The following is a 21,135-nucleotide window of genomic DNA, read 5'->3' on the forward strand; positions in this document are numbered from 1 at the left end:
GAAAGAAAGCTATGAAACTCTTAGCTTTCTTTTTTTCTCGTCATTTTCTAGTTGCACAGTGAAAGTCATGAATATATAATAAAGGCATACAATGTGATGTAAAAGTGACAACTGAATTCAGAAAGCAGTGAACGATATGGAATCAAGAGAATCCTTTAACAAGTTATTAAAAGATGTAACCAATCAAATGACGAACTCTGTGAGTTTTGTGAATAGCTATATGAAAGATAAACATGGCCAAGCATTTGAGAAAGCCACGGCAAAAAATTATATACAGATTTTAACTGGAGAAACTCTATGGCATAACTTTTCTTTTCAATATAAAGATATGATACATGGATTGGCTATTACACAGAACTGTAAGGACTACGATCTATTGTTGAAAGAAGCATATAAAATGAAAGAGAAAGTGGAATGTTTTTTAAAACAATTTGTTTATGATGAAATACAAGAAGTATATTTAGTAACTTCAAGAAACTATGATAAGATCATAGAAGGTGTATATACATGGAATGAATTTTCTTCAGAAGAAAGAACAGCAATTCATACCATGTTGATTTATCGTCAAGGGGAATCTTTTCCTTTACTATATGAGAGGGCCTTACATGTGAAAAAGGAAGTGGATACATTCATTCATCAGTATCTTTTGGACATAAAGGGAGAACAATTTATAAAAGTAGACTGTGATAATTATAAAGCCATTCTTTCTGCAGAACCAATTTGGCTGAAAAAGAATTCTTTGATACAAGAGGCCATTGATAGAAAACTGAAACAGCCTACTTATGAACAATTGCTGAATGGATCCAAAATGCTGTTAGAATCTACAAAACAGTTTATTCAAGCCTATATAATGGATGAAGAACATGAATTATATGAAACTGTGACAAATGCAAATTATCATCAGATTTTACAAGGGAGAACGATATGGAAACGTATGACTGCAAATCAAAGGGATATCATCAATCAATTTTTGCTCATGAAGGAAAGGAAAATATATGAAGATATGTTGGATGATGCTAAAGTATTAGAATATGAAATGTCATCAAGGATATCTGTATAAGATCAATGAAAGAAACTGTAATTATACGGTTTTTTTGTGATTAAAATATGATAAACAAAAGATGAAAAAAAAGTTATGAGATGAATATGAAATAAGAAATGTAATTTAAATACAAGAATAGAAGAAAACGCTTGCATTCACTTTTTATTACAAATATAATGGTATAGACCACTTAAAAAGAAAGAGAAAGCAAGGTGACGATATGGGTAAGAAACGTCCATTCAGTAAATTGACAACAGCCACAAATTCTTTAAATCAGCAGGTAGATTTTGTACGAGCCTATGCCAAAGATTCGCATGGGCATCCCTACCATGAAGTCCATGCGGATAATTTTATGCAAATACTTGCAGGCAAGGAGCAATGGAATCAAATCACTGATGATCAAAAGCTGATCATTAATGGTATTTTATTGGCAGGTGAAGGAAAAAGTTACGATGAGCTACTTTCATCAGCGCTAGTACTAAAAATGAAAACAGATGATTTTATCCAAACTTATTTGATTGATTTTGAATCGTATTCCACCTTTGAAGTAGATGCACAGCATTATGAACAGATTTTATCTGGAAAAAGAGAATGGTCTATTTTGCCAATGGATTTAAAAAAAATTATCAATGCTGTACTTATCTCCTATTGTGGAAAAGGTTTTGAGGAGCTTTCGAAGGATGCAGAGGATTTGAAAAATGCGATTGAGCAATTTCTTCAGACCTATGTTTGTGATAAAAATGGTGTAGTATATGATATGGTGGATTCACAAAACTATCGTAACATTCTTGCTGCACAACAGGATTGGCAAGGCTTATCACCAAAAGTGAAAGATGGTATCAATCAGGTATGGGAACAACTTGATTTTGATCAATTATTGAATATGGCACTGATGCTTGATCGAACAAGCAAATCCTTTGTGAAAGTGTATCTTTCCGAAAAGGATGGAACCTTGTATCAAGAGGTTACCATTCATAATTATGAGCAATTACTATCCGGATGGAACTATTGGAAGAAATTATCTAAGGACCAAAGAATCTTAATAGATGAAATCTTACAAGCGGAAGATGTTAAGATCTATGAAGATCAAATCATGGACGCAAGGGAATTTGAGCGTATGTTTAAAGCATTTGTTCAATGCTATGTTGGAAATGCTACGGGTGAGATATGGACTGAGGTTACTACAGAAAATTATGCTCAGATATTAGCAGGAGAACAAGCTTGGGAAGAGATGAATCCAGAAGAACAAGAAGCTGTCAATAGAATATTGATGCGTCATTGTGGACGTGATTTTGATGTGTTTTTAAATCAAGCGAAAGCGTTTCAGAAAAACGTGATGGATTTTCTACAATCGTATTCCCAAAAACAAACGATGAAACAAAAAGAAATGAATACGCCTCTTGAAGAAACGATACCAACACAAGAGGAGGTAAAATCTATGGAAAAAGCGATGCAGAAACAGATAGAGCAAGCAAAAATTTTACATAAAACTACCATTACTCATGGAGGAATCGGTGCTGATCAGTCAATCTCTTATAAGAATGGAAAAAGTGATGGTAAAGTGATGAAAGGACCGGTTGCAGTATGTGGAATGTTATCCATTGCGGCAATTGCTTTATTAGGGAAAAAGAAGAAAAAATAGAAAAATTAAGCACATATCTTTTCAAGTGAATGATACTGTGATATAACATACACGGTGAGAACATGAGAAAAGAAGAACTTCAATTTCTAAATGACATATTGAATGAATTGATAGAGAATACTTCTCTATCGGATATGAATGCCTATATACAACATGGTGATATATCTACACTTACTCATAGCATTCTTGTGGCATATTACAGTTATGCGATAGATCGTAAATTACATTTGCATAGTGATGCCAAAAGCTTAATTACCGGTGCATTATTGCATGATTATTTTCTATATGACTGGCATGAAAAACAGTCATGGCATAAATGGCATGGGTTTCGTCATGCAAGATTTGCTTATGAAAATGCAAAACGAGATATGAGTTTAAATAAAACAGAAACAGAAATCATCAGAAAGCATATGTGGCCACTTACCATCATCCCGCCAACTTGTAGAGAAGCATGGTTGGTAAATGTGGTGGATACCTTTTCCAGTATGATCGAGGTATTGATTGCATATCGCATTTTTCGGATGTTGAAGAAACCATGGGTATTAAGACCGATGCAATTATTGAATTTTTGAAAGAGCGTCTGCTCTTTTTCTTTTCATTCTGCTATCTTTTGTGTAAAATATAGACAATAACAGAAAAGGTGAAGATATGATTAAAATAGTTGCAGTAGGTAAATTAAAGGAAAAAGCATTGCGAATGCAAATTGAAGAATATGAAAAACGTTTACGTCCTTTTACAAAATTGGAAATCATTGAAGTTGCAGATGAAGTAGCACCACAGACCAACAGTGATGCAGAAAATGAAATGGTTAAGGATAAAGAAGGCGAAAAGTTACTACAAAAAATCAAGGATGGAGAATACGTGATATTGCTTGATCTATGGGGTGAGATGATTGACAGTGTTACCTTTGCGAACAAGTTAGAAGCCATTCAGACTTATCAAAGTTCAACCATCACCTTTGTAATTGCAGGAAGCCTTGGCCCAGGGAAAGCAGTTGTTAAGCGAGCAAATTATCGCTGGAAGCTAAGTGATCTGACTTTTACCCATCAAATGACCAGAGTGCTAGTTTTGGAACAAATTTATCGAGGCTATATGATCAATCATCATAATCCTTATCATAAATAAGGGAGGACATATATGAGATCAGAACTACAACAACGTGTTGCATTGTTTGTGCAAAACAGAGATAGAATAAAGAGTGAATACCATTGGGAAAGTGCCTATATGTATCCATTATGTGCAAACATCTGGACATCAAGAGATAGACTTGCGGATCTTGATAAAATGAAAGAAGCACTGGCACTTCTAAAAGAAAAAACGGGAGTTTTCTCTAATTTCAGAGGTACAGCAAAGATGATGATCGTTACCATGCTTTCTATGTCAGACAGTATGGAATTATCTATGAATCAGTTATTAACGCTATATGAAGAACTAAGATCAACGTTCGGTAGAAGTGAGTTTATGGTCATTATCGCAGATATCATGGCAGAGCTTTTAGAACCTGAACAATATGATGAAATGATTCAACGCACCAGAATACTATATGATGCGATGAAAAAGGAACATCCTTTTCTTACATCTAAGGAAGATGCAACCTTTGCGGCTTTACTTGCGATGAGCAATCGAGAAAACAACGAATTACTTGAGGATATGGAGCAAAGTTATCGTATATTAAAAAATGTGTTTTCTTCTGGTAATGCGATACAAGCGCTAAGCCATATTCTTGCCTTATCAGATGCGGAAGTATCTTTAAAATGTCAACGTGTGGTACAGCTTTATGATCGACTAAAGGCAAATGGACATACATATGGGAAAAATTATGAATTAGCAACTTTAGGTGTATTTGCATTACTTGATGGGGATATTGAAATTCTTGTGAAGGAAATTGGTGAAGTAGATGATGTGTTGAAAAATGTGAAAGGTTTTGGCTTTTTTGGTATAGGCGCAAAGCAAAGACTTATGTATGCCGCAATGCTAGTAAGTATGGATTATACTGCTACTATTGTGACATTCCAAACGGCCGCAATGAATGGGGTTTTATCTATTATCTTAGCTCAACAAGCCGCAATGTGTGCATCTATTGCAGCAGCCAGTGCGGCATCATCTGCATCTAATTCATCATCATAACTCTATGATAAGCGCTGTGATCTTGCGCTTTTTTCTTTTGTCTTGATTTTCTTTCTCAATCGGTCAAACTTTAAAATATCGTGTATAATGATTGATATTCATGACAAAGATTGGAGGAAAATTATGAGCGAAGTAATTGAAAGAATGAATGTATTATCAAAGGAATTTGCGAATTGTCGAACAACCTTTGTAGCAATGGGAGATGAAAATAGACAATTGATCATCATAGCGCTTTTACAACATTACGAAGGTCTTAGAGTGATGGAACTTACAAAGCTTACCAATCTTTCTAGACCCGCTGTTTCTCATCATCTAAAGGTGTTGAGAGAAGTAGGTATCATAGATATGTACAAGGTAGGAACGAAGAATTTTTATCATATCAATGGTATTGCAGATGCATGGATCGAATTGATAAATTTATTACATCATATGGAAATGATAGTATCAACACTGAATACCTCGAGGATAAATTGTATACAGAAGGAAGAATAGAAAGGAGAACACATTCTATGATGAATGGCATAAATGATAAGGATTTATTAGAAGCTATGGTGATGCGACATTCTGTGAGAAGTTATCGAACAGATAAAGTTGATGATCAATGGTTACAACATATACAACAGCATATTGATGTCTGTAATCAAAAAAGTGGTTTGCATATTCAATTATGTAGTAATGAGTCTAATGCCATAAGGGGACTGTTAGCACATTATGGACATTTTCAAAATGCGAATAATTATATTGCTTTGATCGGCAAAAAACATAAGCAATTGGAAGAGTTGTGTGGATATTATGGAGAACTGCTTTGTCTACAGATGACAATGATGGGTCTTTCTACCTGTTGGATTGCTTCTACGTATCGCAAAGGGAAAACAACATGTCATATAGATAAAGACGAAAAACTCGTTTGTATCATCGCTTTTGGTTATGGCACTAACAATGGAATGCCACATAAAACTAAAGCGTTAGAGGAGTTATGTAAGGTGGATGAACCAATGCCATCATGGTTTCAAAAGGGAATGGAATGTGTGCAATTGGCTCCTACCGCTTTGAATCAACAAAAATTTTTATTTATGTTAAGTGGAAATGCAGTGGAAGCAAAAGCTTTCAAGGGACCTTATTCAAAAATAGATCTCGGCATTGCGAAATTGCATTTTGAACTTGGCGCAGGCAATCAAGGGTGGAAATGGAAATCTTAAGCATTTGGTTAGCTGTTTTTTGAAATATGTTTCAGAAATTATTTTAATAAATTTTCATAAAGTGTTGACAAGAGAAAGAAAACGGTGTAAATTAAAAGAAACCAAAGACAGAGAGATAACACAGTTGTGCGCTGATAGAGAGTCATGGATGGTGGAATCATGATAGTAATGCAGGCTGGCAAATGGACTCTGGAGGGCAAAGGGAAAAGCATCATGGCTGAGTATCTAAGACGTTTGCCGACGTTACAGGGCTAGAAATGTGAAGGCATTTTGAATGAGAGGGTGTTTTATAAAAAGAAAAACACCAAATCAGGTGGTACCGCAGATGAAGATATACAGCATCTGTCCTGAAGTCGATTGACTTTTGGACGGGTGCTTTTTTTATATAAGGGAGGTGATCATTGTGTTATACACAGGAGAATGGCGATGGCTTCGGCCAAATAACAATCAATATCAACAACACAATGAAATAGAAAAAAGGAGAAATAGAAAATGAAAAAATTAATGAAAACGGCGATGGCATGCATGATGTGTGCAAGTGTAATGGCAGGATGTGGAAGCGATTCTAAAGAAAGTAAAGAAAAAGAGATGCCTTTGGTCTCAGTAGCACAGATCGTTGAGCATACCAGCTTAAATGAAATCAGAGATTCTTTTAAAGAAGAAATGGAAACACTGGGATATAAAGAAGGAGAAAATATCCGTTATGATTTTAAAGATGCGGGAAATGATGCTACTACAGCAAACTCTATCATGTCCGTTTTTGCCGGAAATAAATCCGATGTGATCGTTGCTATTGCAACACCGACAGCTACGGTTGCGGCAAACTACAGTAAAGATATTCCAATTGTATTCTCAGCAGTGTCAGATCCCATTGGTGCTAATCTATTAACGGATATGAACAAACCGGATAAAAACATTACCGGTACAAGTGATGAGGTTCAAGTAGATAAGATCATTGAATTGGCTCAAAAAATTGATCCTGAAATGAAAAAACTTGGCTTCCTTTATAATCCAGGAGAAGCTAATTCAGTAACAAACCTGGAAAAAGCCAAAAAATATTGTAAAGAACATGGACTAGAGTTAATTGAAAAAAGTGGTACCAATGTATCAGAATTACAAACTGCGATTTCTGTTTTATGTGATGAAGCTGATGCAATCTTTGCGCCAAATGATAATACTGTAGCAAGCAGTATGGCACCGCTTGTGGAAACAGCGAATAAGAAAAAGATTCCAGTATATACAGGGGCGGATTCTATGGTAAAAGACGGTGGATTTGCGACTGTTGGTATTAGTTATACGGATTTGGGACATGAAACAGCAAAGATGGTGGATCAAATTCTAAAGGGTGAAAAAGTAGAAAACATTCCAGTTAAGGTATTTAATACGGATTTAAGTACGTATGTAAATAAAAAAACAATGGAAGCTTTGGGAATCGAATTACCTGATGAAGTAAAAAATGATAAAAAATTTATTTTGATTGAAGAATAGAAGATAGAAAGGATTGAGCAGTTATGAGTATAGATATCATCATGGATGCTGTGATTCTGGGAATGATTTTTGCCATTATGTCCTTTGGTGTATTCATTTCTTTCAGAGTCTTAAACATACCGGATCTGACAATTGATGGAAGTTTTACAACTGGTTGTGCAGCCAGTGTGGTGTTTTGTGTCGCAGGTCATCCATGGATCGGTTTGATGATGGCTTTTGTGTGTGGAGGTCTTGCCGGAGTTGTAACAGGATTCCTTCAAACCAAAGGTAAGATTCAACCCTTATTGGCAGGTATCTTAACCATGACTGCTCTTTATTCTATCAACTTAAAGATCATGTCTGGAAAACCGATCATCTCAACTTTTGGGTTAACGACCATATATACAGCTTTTGAAGGTTTTGGACCTTATTATAAAGGAATATTGATTTTGTTGATCTTGGTTATTCTAGTGGTCTTATTATATGCATTTTTGAAAACTCAGCTTGGTATGAGTCTTCGTGCAACCGGTGATAATGAAGCTATGGTACGTGCATCTTCTATCAATTCTGATAGTATGAAGGTCATGGGAATTGCTTTGGCAAATGCTATCGTGGCGCTTGGTGGAGGCATTTTTGCACAATATCAGAATTTCTCAGATGTTACCTCAGGAATCGGTATGATGGTGGTAGGATTAGCCAGTATCATTGTTGGAGAAGCGTTCTTTCGAAAGAAAACGTTGTTGTTTCACTTTCTTGCTGTGATCATTGGTGCAATTGTCTATCGTTTTATTCTGACCATTGCCTTAAAGCTTGGTATCGCCAGTACCGATATGAAATTGGTAAGTGCAATTCTTGTTGCATTGGCTATTTCTTTGCCTCAATTGATGAAAAGGAGGAAGTATCATGCTTGATCTAACACATTTAAGTTTGACGTTTTATCCCGGTACCATCAATGAAAAAGTAGCTTTGGATGATGTATCATTTCATATAGAAAAAGGGGATTTTATTAGCGTATTAGGCACCAATGGTGCAGGTAAAAGTACACTGCTAAATGCAATCAGTGGTTCACTGGATTGTGATAGTGGAAAGATCGTTTTGGATGGAGAGGATATCACAAGATATCCTGAATATAAAAGAGCTAAGAAAATCGGTAGATTATTTCAAGATCCTTTAAAAGGGACTGCACCGAATATGACAATAGAAGAAAATTTAGGTTTGGCATATAGTCGTGGGAAACGAACAACGTTAAGTAGAGCTATCAAGAAAGGGGATCGTGCGTTTTTTATCGAAAAGCTGAAAGAGCTTGGCTTGGGTCTGGAAGATCGCATTACGACCAATGTCGGTTTATTGTCAGGCGGACAGCGTCAAGCGCTTACGCTTTTAATGGCAACGATCGTAACACCAAAACTGCTATTATTAGATGAACATACGGCAGCCCTTGACCCTAAAACAGCAAAACAAGTCATGGATATCACAGATAAAATCGTCAAAGAACATCAAATCACGACATTGATGATTACACACAATATGCGTCAGGCCTTGGAGTATGGAAACAAGACGATCATTCTGAATGAAGGGAAGATTGTAAAAGTTTTAGAGGGTGAAGAGCGTAAGAATACAACCATAGAAAATCTGTTGGAAATGTATGATTTTGTATGATTTTGTACTTTTACAGTATTTACCAAAAGGAAAAGACAAGGAATATCTCAGATTTTATGATAATATACTGAACATGCGGGAAATATTTTCAACTAATTTTTCATAAAAAAAGATGAAATTTTAGCTTGACTTTTCTGCGTGTTTTTGCTTAAATGACACAAAATAGCCTAAAATTTGAAAACGCATACAAAAAGTTGAATAATATATAAAAAAGGCTGGAAATTTGTGTCAAAAGTTATTATACTAGTAATATAGATAAAAATTCCTAAGGGGGGATTTACTGTGAGACAAAACAACATGTTGGCCATGATTTTGGCCGGAGGTCGAGGGACTCGTCTATATGCCTTGACCAAAAAAATTGCAAAACCTGCAGTGTACTATGGAGGGAAATATCGAATTATCGATTTTCCACTAAGCAATTGTGCTAACTCCAATATCAACGTTGTCGGTGTTCTAACGCAATATGAATCTGTATTGCTGAACTCTTATGCAGCAGCTGGACAGCGTTGGGGTTTAGATGCAAAAGACAGTGGAGTATACGTATTGCCTCCTCGTGAAAAAGATGGAGCCGCATTCGATGTTTACCGTGGTACCGCAGATGCAATTTCACAAAATATCGATTTCATTGACAGTCACAATCCAGAATATGTATTGATTCTGTCAGGAGATCATATCTACAAAATGGATTATGCTAAGATGCTTTCTCATCACAAAGCTTGTGATGCAGACGCAACGATTGCCGTTCTACCTGTGCCGATGAAAGAGGCAAGCCGTTTCGGAATTATGAATACGGATGAAACCGGACGCATTGTTGAGTTTGAAGAGAAACCAGAGCATCCTAAGAGTAATCTAGCTTCTATGGGTATCTACATCTTTAACTGGAAACAGCTAAGAAAAATGCTTGTTGCAGATATGGATGACCCTGAAAGTAACCATGACTTTGGTAAAGATATCATCCCAGCTATGTTGGATGGTGGTAAACGTTTGTTTGCTTACAAATTCAAAGGTTATTGGAAGGATGTAGGAACCGTGGATTCCTTATGGGAAGCAAATATGGATTTGTTAGGAAAGAACAATGAACTTGATTTGAACGATCCTAACTGGAAAATCTATACAGAAGATGTTGCAACGATTCCTCACTATATTGGTCCGGATGCAAAGGTTGATAATGCTTATATCAATCAGGGCTGTATGATCAATGGTGAAGTCAACAATTCAGTGCTGTTTACCAATGTTGAAGTAGCAAAAGGCGCAGTCATTAATGACTCTGTTTTGATGCCTGATGTAGAGATTGGTGAAGGTGCAGTGATCAACCGTGCCATCATTGCTGAAGGTGTAAAGGTAGATGCCGGAGCTGTTGTAGGAGATCCTAACAGTGAACACATTGAATTGATCAGCAAGAGAGTGAGGGGTGAATAGTTATGTGCAACGCATTTGGAATTGTAAACTATGAAGGACCTGACGTATTTGTCAAAGGTATGCAGGATTATCGCCCATTATCAGCGTTTAGCTTTTTGGGAAGATATCGTTTGGTGGATTTTCCATTAAGCAATATGAGCAACAGTGGTGTCAATCATATCAAGGTGTTTGTAAAATCAAATCCTAGAAGTCTGATTGAGCATTTAGGTACAGGACGTCATTATAACATCAACTCAAAGCGTGGAAAGCTTCATATCCTTCCTGCATTGAGTGGTAATGAACTATATGGCAATGATATCAATTCTTTTATGAACAATATGATGGCTATAGAAGATGTCAATTATCCATATGTTATTATTGCGCCACCACACATGATTTATCGTCAGGATTTCAGTGATTTGCTGGATAACCATGTTGAAAGCGGTGCGGATATCACGATTCTTTATCAGAATATTGATAACGCAAAGGAATCCTTCATCAATTGTGATGTATTAAATTTAAATCGACAAAAAGGTGTTCTTTCTATTGAAAAGAACCGAGGTAATTATAAATCAAGAACAGTTTCTTTGGAAACTTATGTGTTAAGTAAAGACTTGTTTATGGACCTTGTAAAGAAGGCAGCAAATGTCAGCTCCTTATATTGGTTCAGAGATATCGTAAACGATGAATGTAGTGAATTAGATATTCGTGGTGTTGCACATCGTGGCTTTGTAGCATGTATCAACGATTTCCGTAGCTATTTCAACGCAAACATGGATCTATTGGACTATGATAAGGCAATGGAGCTGTTTCGACCAGACTGGCCAATTTATACACGTACCAATGATTCCTGTCCTACCCAGTATTACAGTGATGTAGAGGTAAAACAGAGCATGGTATCCAACGGCTGTTTGATTGAAGGTGATGTAAGTAACTCCGTTATCGGACGTGGCTGTGTCATCAAAAAAGGTGCTGTTGTTAAGAACAGTGTCATTCTACCTGGTGCTATCGTCGGTGAGGATGTCCGTGTAGAAAATGTTGTAATTGATAAACAGGCTCGCATTATGCGCAAGAAAGAAATTCTTGCACAGATTGACAAGCCAATGTACGTGAAAAGGAATGATAAAATATAATGGCAAGAATATTAATGGTAGCATCCGAAGGCCTTCCTTTTATCAAGAGTGGAGGTCTGGCAGATGTAATTGGTTCTTTACCACAGGCTTTGTCCAACAAAGGTCATGAGGTGCGTGTCGTTCTTCCATTATACCGTAAGATCGCTGAGAAATATCACAACGACTTTCAGTTAGAAGCACAATATAGCGTATCCATTGCTTATCATGAGGTTCCAGTAAATATCTGGAGTACGATGGTAAAGGATGTTAAATTCTATTTTGTAGAACACAAGGGCTATTTTGAAAGAGATAACCTATATGGCTATATGGATGATGGTGAACGTTTTGCCTATTTCCAGAAAGCTGTTATTGAAATGTTGAATCAACTGAACTACTTCCCGGAAATCATGCATAGTCATGACTGGCACACAGGAATGATTCCTGCTATGTGTAAGGAAGGTCATAGTTTTGATGAACGTTATCGTAACATTCGCCATGTATATACGATTCATAATCTTGCTTATCAAGGTAACTTCGGTGCAGAAATGCTAGATAGTTGTCTAGGCTTAGATTATCGTATTTATGACAATGGTAATGTTCGTTATGATGGTGGTATCAGCTTTATGAAATCCGGTATTTTATATGCAGATAAAGTAACTACTGTATCACCAACGTATTCTCAGGAAATCTTAACTCCACAATACGGAGAACATTTGGAAATGGTTTTGAATATCCGTAAATATGATTTATGGGGTATTACAAACGGAATTGATATCGAATCATGGAATCCAAAAACAGATCCACAGATTCCTTATCACTTCAACAAAGTAAATGTAAAAAAAGCGAAAGCATTGAATAAAGAAGCATTACAAAAAGAGTTAGGTCTTACAGTAGATCCAGATGTCATGTTAGTCGGCGTTGTTTCTCGATTAACATGGCAGAAGGGATTCTATTTGATGATGGAAAAGCTTTCTGAAATTTGTGCTATGCCTATTCAGCTTGCGGTTTTAGGAAATGGAGAAGCAAGCATAGAAGAAAAAATGGGACAATTGGAAAATGGTAATCGTGGAAAGATTGCATTCTATAATGGATATAATGATGCTTTGGCACATCGTATCTATGCTGCATGTGATTTATTCTTAATGCCATCCTTGTTTGAACCATGTGGTATTTCACAGTTGATCAGTATGCGTTACGGCACTTTACCTCTTGTTCGTGAAACCGGAGGATTAAAGGATACTGTAACACCTTACAATGAATTTGATAAAACTGGAAATGGATTCAGCTTTACCAACTACAATTCAGATGAATTGATTCAGGTAATGTACAATGCCGCAAACGTTTATTATGATCGTCCAGAGGATTGGAAGACATTGGTGCGCAATGCAATGGATACCGATGTTAGCTGGGATCATAGTGCTGACACATATTGTCAGTTATACGCACAATTACATCCATAACAACAAAAAGACAGGGAAACCTGTCTTTTCTCATAAAAAAGGAGTTCTCAAGGGTATGTGGATATACAATTGCATTATTAAAGGATTCAATAAATTGTTGGATAACATTAAAAAATCCAAAATGAGAAGAATTTTAAAAACTTCGTATTGATGAATCAATCTAGTCTTGTCAAAATAGTATATTAGGAAGAATTAGATGTATCATCTTATGAATTACTAATAATTAGCAATCGAATGAGAATATGGTTTTAAAGATAATATCATATGATTACTCTGTACTTATTATAGGTGCAGTATTAGCTTGGTTTGTGCTTGATATTAATGGGAATCATTTGGCTTTATGTTTCTTTATGGATATTCATACCAGTACGAAGATTTTTAAAAACCGATGTTTTAAAATTAATAAGGTGACACATCTTAATTAGCACTTTTTCTTTTTCACATAACGATAAATCTCATTGGATGTGATAGATATTGTACCGGCTGTGATACTACCTAATGCATATAAGGGATAACCACATAAGACTTGAATGCCGCCTGTTAAAATCAATCCACAGGCAAAAATGCGATTGACTTGTAGACCTTTCTTCATTGCATTACCATTAGGATCTGTCAAGCGTTGATTTATCTCCATCAGTTTTTCAGTACGCTTGATTTGTTTCTTTTGTAGTTCGATTGCCTTTTCAAATGCTTTTTTTGAGTTCATAGTAAATTCCTTTCTTACAGACTTTTAGTCTGTATTGCTGTATAAAATAATCTGCATATGCAGATATTTTATCCTTCTTTTTTCGCAAGATTTTCATAACTGGAAATCAGAATATCCATCAAACGATCATCAAGTATATCTAATCCCATCTTCTCCAATAGTTTTTTTAGATAGGAAAGCCTACGTTTTACTTGATCCTTTGGAAGATCATAAAGAGCAGGATTGACCCAGTAATTGCTTAATAACAGAAATACCTCAGCTGCTAAATCAGGATCATCGCTTTGAATAGAACCATCTTTGATTCCTTCTTGTATCAAGTTTGCTAAGATAGGGGCATCTACTCGAATACAGTTTTGAATACCACTCACAACGAAATGAGCATTACCAAGCTGCGATTTCATTGTTTGATCATAACGATGCATTTGAGTATCTGTAGCCAAATAGTATAAAACTTTTTTTAGCTTTTCTTTGGCGTTTTCTGCTTCTATCGATTGAATCATTTCATGAAGGTATCGATAGGTTAGCTCTCCGTGTCGCTTAATAACAGCGATTAAAATTTCTTCCTTAGAAGCAAAATGGTGGTAAAGGCCGCCTTTTGATAAATGTAATGCATCCAAAATATCCTGAATACTTGTTTGTTCATAGCCCTTTTCCAGAAATAAAGAAGAAGCAGTTGTGATAATATTGTCTAATGTTTTCTCTGGATGTTGATATCTAGCCATTTGCTCTCTCCTCTTTTGATAAAGACCTTTGGTCTGTATATACTTTAACACTTGTGTCAAATCTTGTCAACAGCTTGAGTAAACAGTGAAAACATGACATAATGTAGACATTATGAAATGAGGGATGATATGGAATTGATACATTGTTGTCTGAAAAGTGAATATGAACAACAGATACAAACTGGATATTATGGGAAAGATCTGGTTAAAAAAGAGGGTTTTATACATTTTTCCACATGGAATAGCTTTCGTTATATTGCTTCATCCTTTTTCCAAGATGAAAGAGAATATATATTTCTAGTGGTAGATAGTGATAAATGTAAGCATGTATTACGTTTTGAACCTGATGAAAGAGGTCATCTTTATCCCCATATTTATGCACCTTTACGTTGTGAGGATATCAAAGAATGTGTACCTTTTCTACATGATAAAAAAACGTGGCAACAACCCAAAAACAGAATTCATATCATGATGAACACAAGCATGATCGATGAAGCATGGTGCCGTCCTGTATTGAAAAAATACCTGCATAAAGATGATGTTGTTTGTGTTTTGGCCTTTAGTTTTTTTGATGATACCAAAAATATAGATGATTGGAATCGACAATATAAGCCGGGTCAAGGGATCTGGTACAAAAGCAATACCGATGTCTTTTTTCCATATGGATTAAAAAGGGAACAAATCGTTTGGGTCAATTACTTTCAAGATGACAAAATCGATATGGAGAATAAGATCATGAATAGCTCTGTGGTATTATTGACAGGTGGTGCACCTGATCTCATGATGAAACGAATCAAAGAATATAAGTTGACTGCCTTATTAAAACATTATCAAGGAGTCATGATGGGATACAGTGCAGGAGCTATGGTTCAATTAGATCAATATCATATTACACCGGATGATGATTATCCATCATTTGTTTATGAACAAGGGTTAGGCTGTGTGCGTGGTTTTGCGATAGAACCGCATTATCACAAAACAAGAGTACAGCTAGAAAGCATAGAACGTGTCAAAACAGAAAAAAAGAAAGATGTGTATGCCTTGTATGAAAATGGTGGTATGATCATTGATGGTGAGCGTATTGAGCTGTTTGGTAATGTAGATGTATTTGAGAAATGATGACATTCTTTACAAAGTTATGAAAATTATGTACAAACATGGAATCTGGCTTGACTTGGTGTGAACCTCATGGTGTACAATAAACGCATGTAGAAAGAGGGGATTTCATGTTTGGTTTTCAAGTTGATTTGACGAAAGATAAGATTTTTAAGGCATTGCTGGTATTTGCAATACCTATTTTTATTGCGAATGTATTTCAACAATTGTATAACACGATGGATACGATGATCGTAGGGAATTTTCTGGGAGATGTATCTTTGGCAGCCATTGGTGCAGCATCTGCTATTTATGAGCTGTTGATCGGCTTTGCATTAGGTGTCGGTAATGGGCTTAGCATCGTAACGGCACGCTGTTATGGAGCACAAGATGAGGATGCGTTGAAACGATCTGTTGCCGGATCAATTGTCATTGGGATAGGATTGACCATTGCGATCATGTTGCTATCTGTTTTCTGTTTATATCCACTTTTAGAATTATTAAATACACCTGCAGATATCATTGAAGAGTCCTATTCTTATATTATGATGATTACATCTTTTGTTGGTGTTATGTTTGCATATAATCTTTGTGCGGGGTTATTAAGAGCAATCGGGAATAGTGTGATGCCATTGGTGTTTTTAATTGTGTCCAGTGCCATCAATATCGTATTGGATATCGTGTTTATAACGCAGTTTTCCATGGGTATCCAAGGAGCTGCGGTAGCCACGGTCATTGCACAGGCGATCAGTGCTTTGTTCTGTTTAATATATATTTATAAGAAAAGTCCATTATTGATTCCTACAAGAAAACATTTTGCGGTTGGTAAGGATATGTATAAAGAATTGATCGGACAAGGATTTTCTATGGGGCTTATGATGGCAATTGTATCGGCAGGAACTGTTATCCTACAAACGGCCATTAATAAGTTCGGCTATTTGATCATTGCAGGTCATACAACAGCAAGAAAGATCAATTCCTTCTGTATGATGCCTGCCTCAACGTTCTCTATGGCACTTTCTACCTTTGTATCGCAAAACAAAGGAGCCAACCAACAAGAGCGTATCCGTCAAGGTGTGAAAACCGCCAATTTGATCAGCATAGCTTGGGGCGTGATCGCAGTATTGTTGATGTTAATAGCCGCACGTCCTTTGAGTGCGTTGATATCAGGTTCTAATGAAGCTGTCGTATTAGATAACAGTGCGCTTTATCTTATCATAAATGCACCATTTTATGCAGTATTGGGGATTTTATTGAATCTAAGAAATTCTTTACAAGGTCTTGGTCGAAAAGTAATACCTTTGGTATCCAGTGTCATTGAATTCTGTGGTAAGATCGTATTCGTCATCCTGTTTATTCCGTTGTTAGATTATTTCGGAGTCATTATTTGTGAACCGGTGATTTGGTGCTTGATGTGTGTACAGTTATGGTTTGCTTTTTATCGTGATCCTTATATGCGCTCGATACCGGAATCAAAATCTACAGTATCAGTTCAAGAACAAATTTTATGTGAAGATAAGTCTGTGTGAAACGGGCTTATTTTTCTCATATAGAAAGGAATTCGGTTTTTTTTATTTTAATTTATGAAAAAGTTTTCAAAGTTGCTTGACTTCATCTTGGATAATCTTTATAATGATATCAATTTAGAGAAAGTTTACAAAATAGGAAAGAAAAGGAGACGATGACATGGCTTATTACTTTAACGAACCTTCCCGTACATTCAGCGAATACTTATTGGTACCAGGATACTCTAGTGCACAATGTACTCCAGCAAATGTATCTTTAAAAACACCTCTTGTGAAATACAAGAAAGGTGAAGAACCAGCAATTTCATTAAATATCCCTATGGTATCAGCAATTATGCAATCTGTATCAGGAGAAAAAATGGCTTGCGCTTTGGCTAGAGAAGGAGGTATTTCCTTTATCTATGGTTCTCAGAGTATAGAAGATGAAGCAGCAATGGTTGCTCGTGTAAAAGCAACAAAGGCAGGCTTTGTATATAGTGATTCTAATATCCGTCCGGATGCTACTTTGGCAGATGTTTTGGCATTAAAGGAAGAAACAGGACATGCGACAATGGCAGTTACCGATGATGGTACTGCAAAAGGTAAACTTGTGGGTATTGTCACAAGTCGTGATTATCGAGTTTCTCGTATGGAACCTACGACTAAGGTATGCGAATTTATGACACCATTTGAGAAATTGATCGTAGGTAAAGAAGGCTGTTCTTTATCAGAAGCAAACAATTTGATTTGGGATCATAAGTTGAATCAATTACCTATCATTGATGATGAAGGTCATTTGAAAGCATTTGTATTCCGTAAAGATTATGATTCTCATAAAGAACATCCTAATGAATTATTGGATGATCAGAAACGTTATATCGTAGGAGCCGGTATCAATACCAGAGATTATGAAACACGTATTCCTGCACTTGTAGAAGCCGGAGCTGACGTATTATGTATTGACTCTAGTGAAGGTTTCAGTGAGTGGCAAGCATTGACTTTGAAATGGGTTCGTGAAAAATATGGGGATAGCGTAAAAATCGGTGCCGGTAATGTCGTGGATGCAGAAGGTTTCCGTTTCTTAGCAGAAGCTGGTGCGGACTTCATCAAAATCGGTATCGGTGGAGGTAGTATCTGTATTACCCGTGAACAAAAAGGTATTGGTCGTGGTCAGGCAACAGCAACCATTGAAGTTGCGAAAGCTCGTGATGAATACTTTAAAGAAACAGGTATCTATGTTCCTATCTGTAGTGATGGAGGTATCGTTCATGATTACCATATCACATTGGCACTTGCTATGGGCGCAGACTTCGTTATGTTAGGTCGTTACTTCTCAAGATTTGAAGAATCACCAACAAAGAAAGTAACCATTAACGGTTCTTATATGAAAGAGTATTGGGGCGAAGGTAGTGCTCGTGCACGTAACTGGCAACGTTATGATATGGGAGGAAGCAAAAAACTTTCTTTCGTTGAAGGTGTTGACTCTTATGTACCATATGCCGGTGCATTAAAGGATAATGTTGATTTGACATTAAGCAAGGTAAAACATACGATGTGTAACTGTGGTGCTTTAACGATCCCGGAATTACAACAAAATGCGAAAATTACATTGGTATCTTCTACAAGTATCGTAGAAGGTGGCGCACATGATGTAGTCGTAAAAGATAATACCTTAGACGCAAAAGTAAAATAATCAAAAAAACAGGAAGATGAATAAGTTTTCCTGTTTTTCTTATATTTGAATCATTTTTGAATTTATACTTATTATTTATGTTCTTAACTTCATGAACAACGTGAATCGTAGGTTTTTCACCGTGAACGGTAAGGACGTCACATAGAATAAAAAAAAGCGACATGATATAATGAAGCTAGAGTTTTAAAGAGGGGAGAGGTATCATGCGAATCGCAATTTGTGATAATGATGCAAATGAGCTTGAGCGGTTTATCCAAATATTAAATCAATGGAATCCTACTTATCAAGCAGAGTGTTATCTAGACGGTGATTCTTTGCTATTGGAAGCTGGCAATGGTCCTGTTTTCAATATGGTATTTCTTGATATTTATATGCCGAAAAAAGATGGTATGGAAGTCGCTAAAGAATTAAAAAAGATATCTCCTGAAACCGAAATCGTATTTGTGACAACAAGTAGAGAATTTGCAATTGAAGCTTTTTCTCTTCATGCTATGCATTATTTGGTAAAACCAATTACGATAGAAGGTATTCAGGAAGCCTTTTCCAGGCTCCCTGAAGAAAATGAAGTATTAAAAACTATCACTATTAAAATCGGTCGTGAACAACAACTTTTATATCTACATGAAATCATGGTCATTGAAAGCGCAGATCATAAAACGATCATCACTTTGAAGAATGGAACAGAGCTTATTACCTATACCAACCTCAAAGAATTACAAGATCAACTGGATGAGAATTTTCTACAGCTAAGACGTGGATTGGTTGTCCATATGGAATATATCGATACCATGCAAAACGATCGTTGTCTTCTTCGTAATAAGGAAATAGTGTTACTTAGTCGAAAAGAACGTGCATCTATTCGTTCTACTTATGATGATTATGTTTTTCAATGTTTAAGTAAAAAAAGTGCTTTTGAAAGGGGGAGACGATCATGAGCTTTTATCTCAGACAAAGTATTGGATTCTTTCTTCAAATCTTTCCATGTGTCTTACTTTGCTTTGTGCCATTTCACAGAAAATGTTTTCGTTGGTCTTATCAAACCATGCGGATTGCTTTTATCGTATTCGCAATCATAAGTTCTATTGTATTTCCTTTTTGTGTGAAAGATTCTTTGTTTGGTTTATTGGAAAATATGTCAGGAAGAGGAAATATTTATATGCTTTTGGTTGTTTCTTTCATGTGTACGCTTTACTTTTATCTTGTGAAAGAAGCTTCTGTGAAGAAAATCTTGGTCATTAATTTAACATTATTTTATGCTACCACGCAATATATGGTTGTTAATCTATTTTATCCGTTATTTCCAATTGAATTTGTACAAGCAGAAGTATATGCAACACCTATTTTTTGGCTATTTGTGATAACAACATTATTGTTTTTTCCAATTGGTTATTATTTTATGAATCATATCGTTAGAGAATATTTGCAAGAAATGAACCCTAATAAAATGACCAAAGAGTTTCGCAACGTTCAGATCATAACTGTATTATATCTTTGTATGATGCTTTTTTATGCGACAATGTCCAAGTTCTATGTGGAAAACTATTGGTGGCTATTAGGACCTCCCTTTTTGTTTGTCGCAGCAGTCTTGACTGTCTTTTATTGGAATTTACTTCATGAATCCTTATTTCGACAACGTGAGGATATGAATCAACGACAACTTCAGATTCAACAGTTACAATATAAAAAAATCATTGGAGATATCGATACTACACGGCGTTTACATCATGATATGCGTCATCAATTACGAAGATTATATGAATTATTGAAACAAGGTCAATACAAAGAAATGGAACATTATCTTGAAACATTGGAACAAATCGTTCATCAACAGGAAAGCGAACGCTTTTGTAAGGATTCAACCTTAAATAGTTTATTACAGTATTATATCGGATGGGCAAGAGAAGAAGATATTGATTGTAGTGTAGATGCTTATTGCGATGAATTAGTTATGGATTCAGTAGATTTGACTAGTTTAATAGGAAATGTTTTGGAAAATGCCATCCATGCATGTCAAAAAATAGAGAAAAACAGATGGATCCATATTCAAATCGGAATGATCAACGCATCACTTGCTATACAAGTGGATAATAGCTGTGATAGCATTCATTTTTCAAGGAAAAAATATCAACCTGAACAATTTTTGTCGTTTGATGCATTTCAAAGCAGTGATCATGTCGGAAATGGGTTGAAAAGCATGGATATCACCGCTAAAAAGTATGGTGGAAGTGCATTGTTTTGTTATGACGAGGTAAAGCGAACTTTTACAACACGAATCAGATTGAATCTGAATAGAGAGTTAGGAGAATAA

General features: G+C 35.9%; 20 protein-coding genes. 18 read left to right on the forward strand and 2 right to left on the reverse strand.

What is annotated here, in order from left to right:
• Nucleotides 1-136 precede the first annotated feature (136 nt).
• The 13 genes from UGRO018_RS04580 to glgA all read left to right on the forward strand — a co-directional run bounded on the left by UGRO018_RS04580 (nt 137) and on the right by glgA (nt 13,106).
• Nucleotides 137-1,060: a hypothetical protein gene (locus tag UGRO018_RS04580; RefSeq protein ID WP_416325274.1), complete on the forward strand. Its 924-nt coding sequence runs from the start codon at nt 137-139 to the stop codon at nt 1,058-1,060.
• Between the two features lie 202 nt (nt 1,061-1,262).
• A complete protein-coding gene (locus UGRO018_RS04585) occupies nt 1,263-2,684 on the forward strand; it encodes a hypothetical protein (RefSeq protein WP_416325275.1) in 1,422 nt (473 codons plus the stop codon).
• Between the two features lie 62 nt (nt 2,685-2,746).
• Complete coding sequence (locus UGRO018_RS04590) at nt 2,747-3,256, forward strand: HD domain-containing protein (RefSeq protein WP_416325276.1); 510 nt, start codon at nt 2,747-2,749, stop codon at nt 3,254-3,256.
• A gap of 76 nt (nt 3,257-3,332) precedes the next feature.
• Nucleotides 3,333-3,809, forward strand: a complete 477-nt coding sequence (gene rlmH / locus UGRO018_RS04595) for a 23S rRNA (pseudouridine(1915)-N(3))-methyltransferase RlmH (RefSeq protein ID WP_416325277.1) — start codon at nt 3,333-3,335, stop codon at nt 3,807-3,809.
• A 12-nt stretch (nt 3,810-3,821) separates the two neighbouring features.
• Nucleotides 3,822-4,811: a DUF4003 family protein gene (locus UGRO018_RS04600; RefSeq protein ID WP_416325278.1), complete on the forward strand. Its 990-nt coding sequence runs from the start codon at nt 3,822-3,824 to the stop codon at nt 4,809-4,811.
• Nucleotides 4,812-4,934: 123 nt separating this feature from the next.
• Complete coding sequence (locus tag UGRO018_RS04605; RefSeq protein WP_416325279.1) at nt 4,935-5,303, forward strand: ArsR/SmtB family transcription factor; 369 nt, start codon at nt 4,935-4,937, stop codon at nt 5,301-5,303.
• 17 nt (nt 5,304-5,320) lie between these two features.
• Nucleotides 5,321-6,010, forward strand: a complete 690-nt coding sequence (locus tag UGRO018_RS04610) for a nitroreductase family protein (RefSeq protein ID WP_416325280.1) — start codon at nt 5,321-5,323, stop codon at nt 6,008-6,010.
• Between the two features lie 492 nt (nt 6,011-6,502).
• On the forward strand, nt 6,503-7,498 hold the full coding sequence (locus UGRO018_RS04615) for an ABC transporter substrate-binding protein (protein ID WP_416325281.1): 996 nt from the start codon (nt 6,503-6,505) through the stop codon (nt 7,496-7,498).
• A gap of 23 nt (nt 7,499-7,521) precedes the next feature.
• On the forward strand, nt 7,522-8,388 hold the full coding sequence (locus UGRO018_RS04620) for an ABC transporter permease (protein WP_416325282.1): 867 nt from the start codon (nt 7,522-7,524) through the stop codon (nt 8,386-8,388).
• Nucleotides 8,381-9,136, forward strand: coding sequence for an ABC transporter ATP-binding protein (locus UGRO018_RS04625; RefSeq protein WP_416325283.1), 756 nt, complete (start codon nt 8,381-8,383; stop codon nt 9,134-9,136). The genes UGRO018_RS04620 and UGRO018_RS04625 overlap by 8 nt, the downstream gene beginning before the upstream one ends.
• 282 nt (nt 9,137-9,418) lie before the next feature.
• Nucleotides 9,419-10,555: a glucose-1-phosphate adenylyltransferase gene (locus UGRO018_RS04630; protein WP_416325284.1), complete on the forward strand. Its 1,137-nt coding sequence runs from the start codon at nt 9,419-9,421 to the stop codon at nt 10,553-10,555.
• A 2-nt stretch (nt 10,556-10,557) separates the two neighbouring features.
• Nucleotides 10,558-11,667, forward strand: a complete 1,110-nt coding sequence (glgD, locus tag UGRO018_RS04635) for a glucose-1-phosphate adenylyltransferase subunit GlgD (protein ID WP_416325285.1) — start codon at nt 10,558-10,560, stop codon at nt 11,665-11,667.
• Nucleotides 11,667-13,106 (forward strand): glycogen synthase GlgA, encoded by a 1,440-nt coding sequence (glgA, locus tag UGRO018_RS04640; RefSeq protein WP_416325286.1) that lies wholly within the window; start codon nt 11,667-11,669, stop codon nt 13,104-13,106. Before glgD ends, glgA begins: the two co-directional genes overlap by 1 nt.
• Before the next feature lie 421 nt (nt 13,107-13,527).
• On the opposite strand, the gene UGRO018_RS04645 is transcribed toward glgA, so the two are convergent.
• The gene (locus tag UGRO018_RS04645) at nt 13,528-13,812 is read right to left on the reverse strand and encodes a hypothetical protein (protein WP_416325287.1); all 285 of its coding nucleotides are present in this window, start codon (nt 13,810-13,812) and stop codon (nt 13,528-13,530) included.
• A gap of 68 nt (nt 13,813-13,880) precedes the next feature.
• Entirely contained in the window at nt 13,881-14,534 is a 654-nt protein-coding gene (locus UGRO018_RS04650) for a TetR/AcrR family transcriptional regulator (protein WP_416325288.1), read from the reverse strand.
• 129 nt (nt 14,535-14,663) lie between these two features.
• Between UGRO018_RS04650 and UGRO018_RS04655 the strand changes: the two genes are divergently transcribed.
• From UGRO018_RS04655 to UGRO018_RS04675, 5 genes are all read left to right on the forward strand, one after another.
• Complete coding sequence (locus UGRO018_RS04655; RefSeq protein WP_416325289.1) at nt 14,664-15,653, forward strand: DUF952 domain-containing protein; 990 nt, start codon at nt 14,664-14,666, stop codon at nt 15,651-15,653.
• 107 nt (nt 15,654-15,760) lie between these two features.
• Complete coding sequence (locus UGRO018_RS04660) at nt 15,761-17,158, forward strand: MATE family efflux transporter (RefSeq protein ID WP_416325290.1); 1,398 nt, start codon at nt 15,761-15,763, stop codon at nt 17,156-17,158.
• A gap of 157 nt (nt 17,159-17,315) precedes the next feature.
• Nucleotides 17,316-18,827 carry an IMP dehydrogenase gene (locus tag UGRO018_RS04665; RefSeq protein ID WP_416325291.1) on the forward strand — a complete coding sequence of 504 codons (1,512 nt, stop codon included), beginning with the start codon at nt 17,316-17,318 and terminating at the stop codon, nt 18,825-18,827.
• 203 nt (nt 18,828-19,030) lie between these two features.
• Nucleotides 19,031-19,762, forward strand: a complete 732-nt coding sequence (locus UGRO018_RS04670; protein WP_416325292.1) for a LytR/AlgR family response regulator transcription factor — start codon at nt 19,031-19,033, stop codon at nt 19,760-19,762.
• Complete coding sequence (locus UGRO018_RS04675) at nt 19,759-21,135, forward strand: sensor histidine kinase (RefSeq protein ID WP_416325293.1); 1,377 nt, start codon at nt 19,759-19,761, stop codon at nt 21,133-21,135. The genes UGRO018_RS04670 and UGRO018_RS04675 overlap by 4 nt, the downstream gene beginning before the upstream one ends.

It is taken from the genome of Hoskinsella mucinilytica (assembly GCF_045223415.1).
In the GTDB taxonomy this organism is placed as follows: Bacteria; Bacillota_I; Bacilli_A; order Erysipelotrichales; family Erysipelotrichaceae; genus Hoskinsella; species Hoskinsella mucinilytica.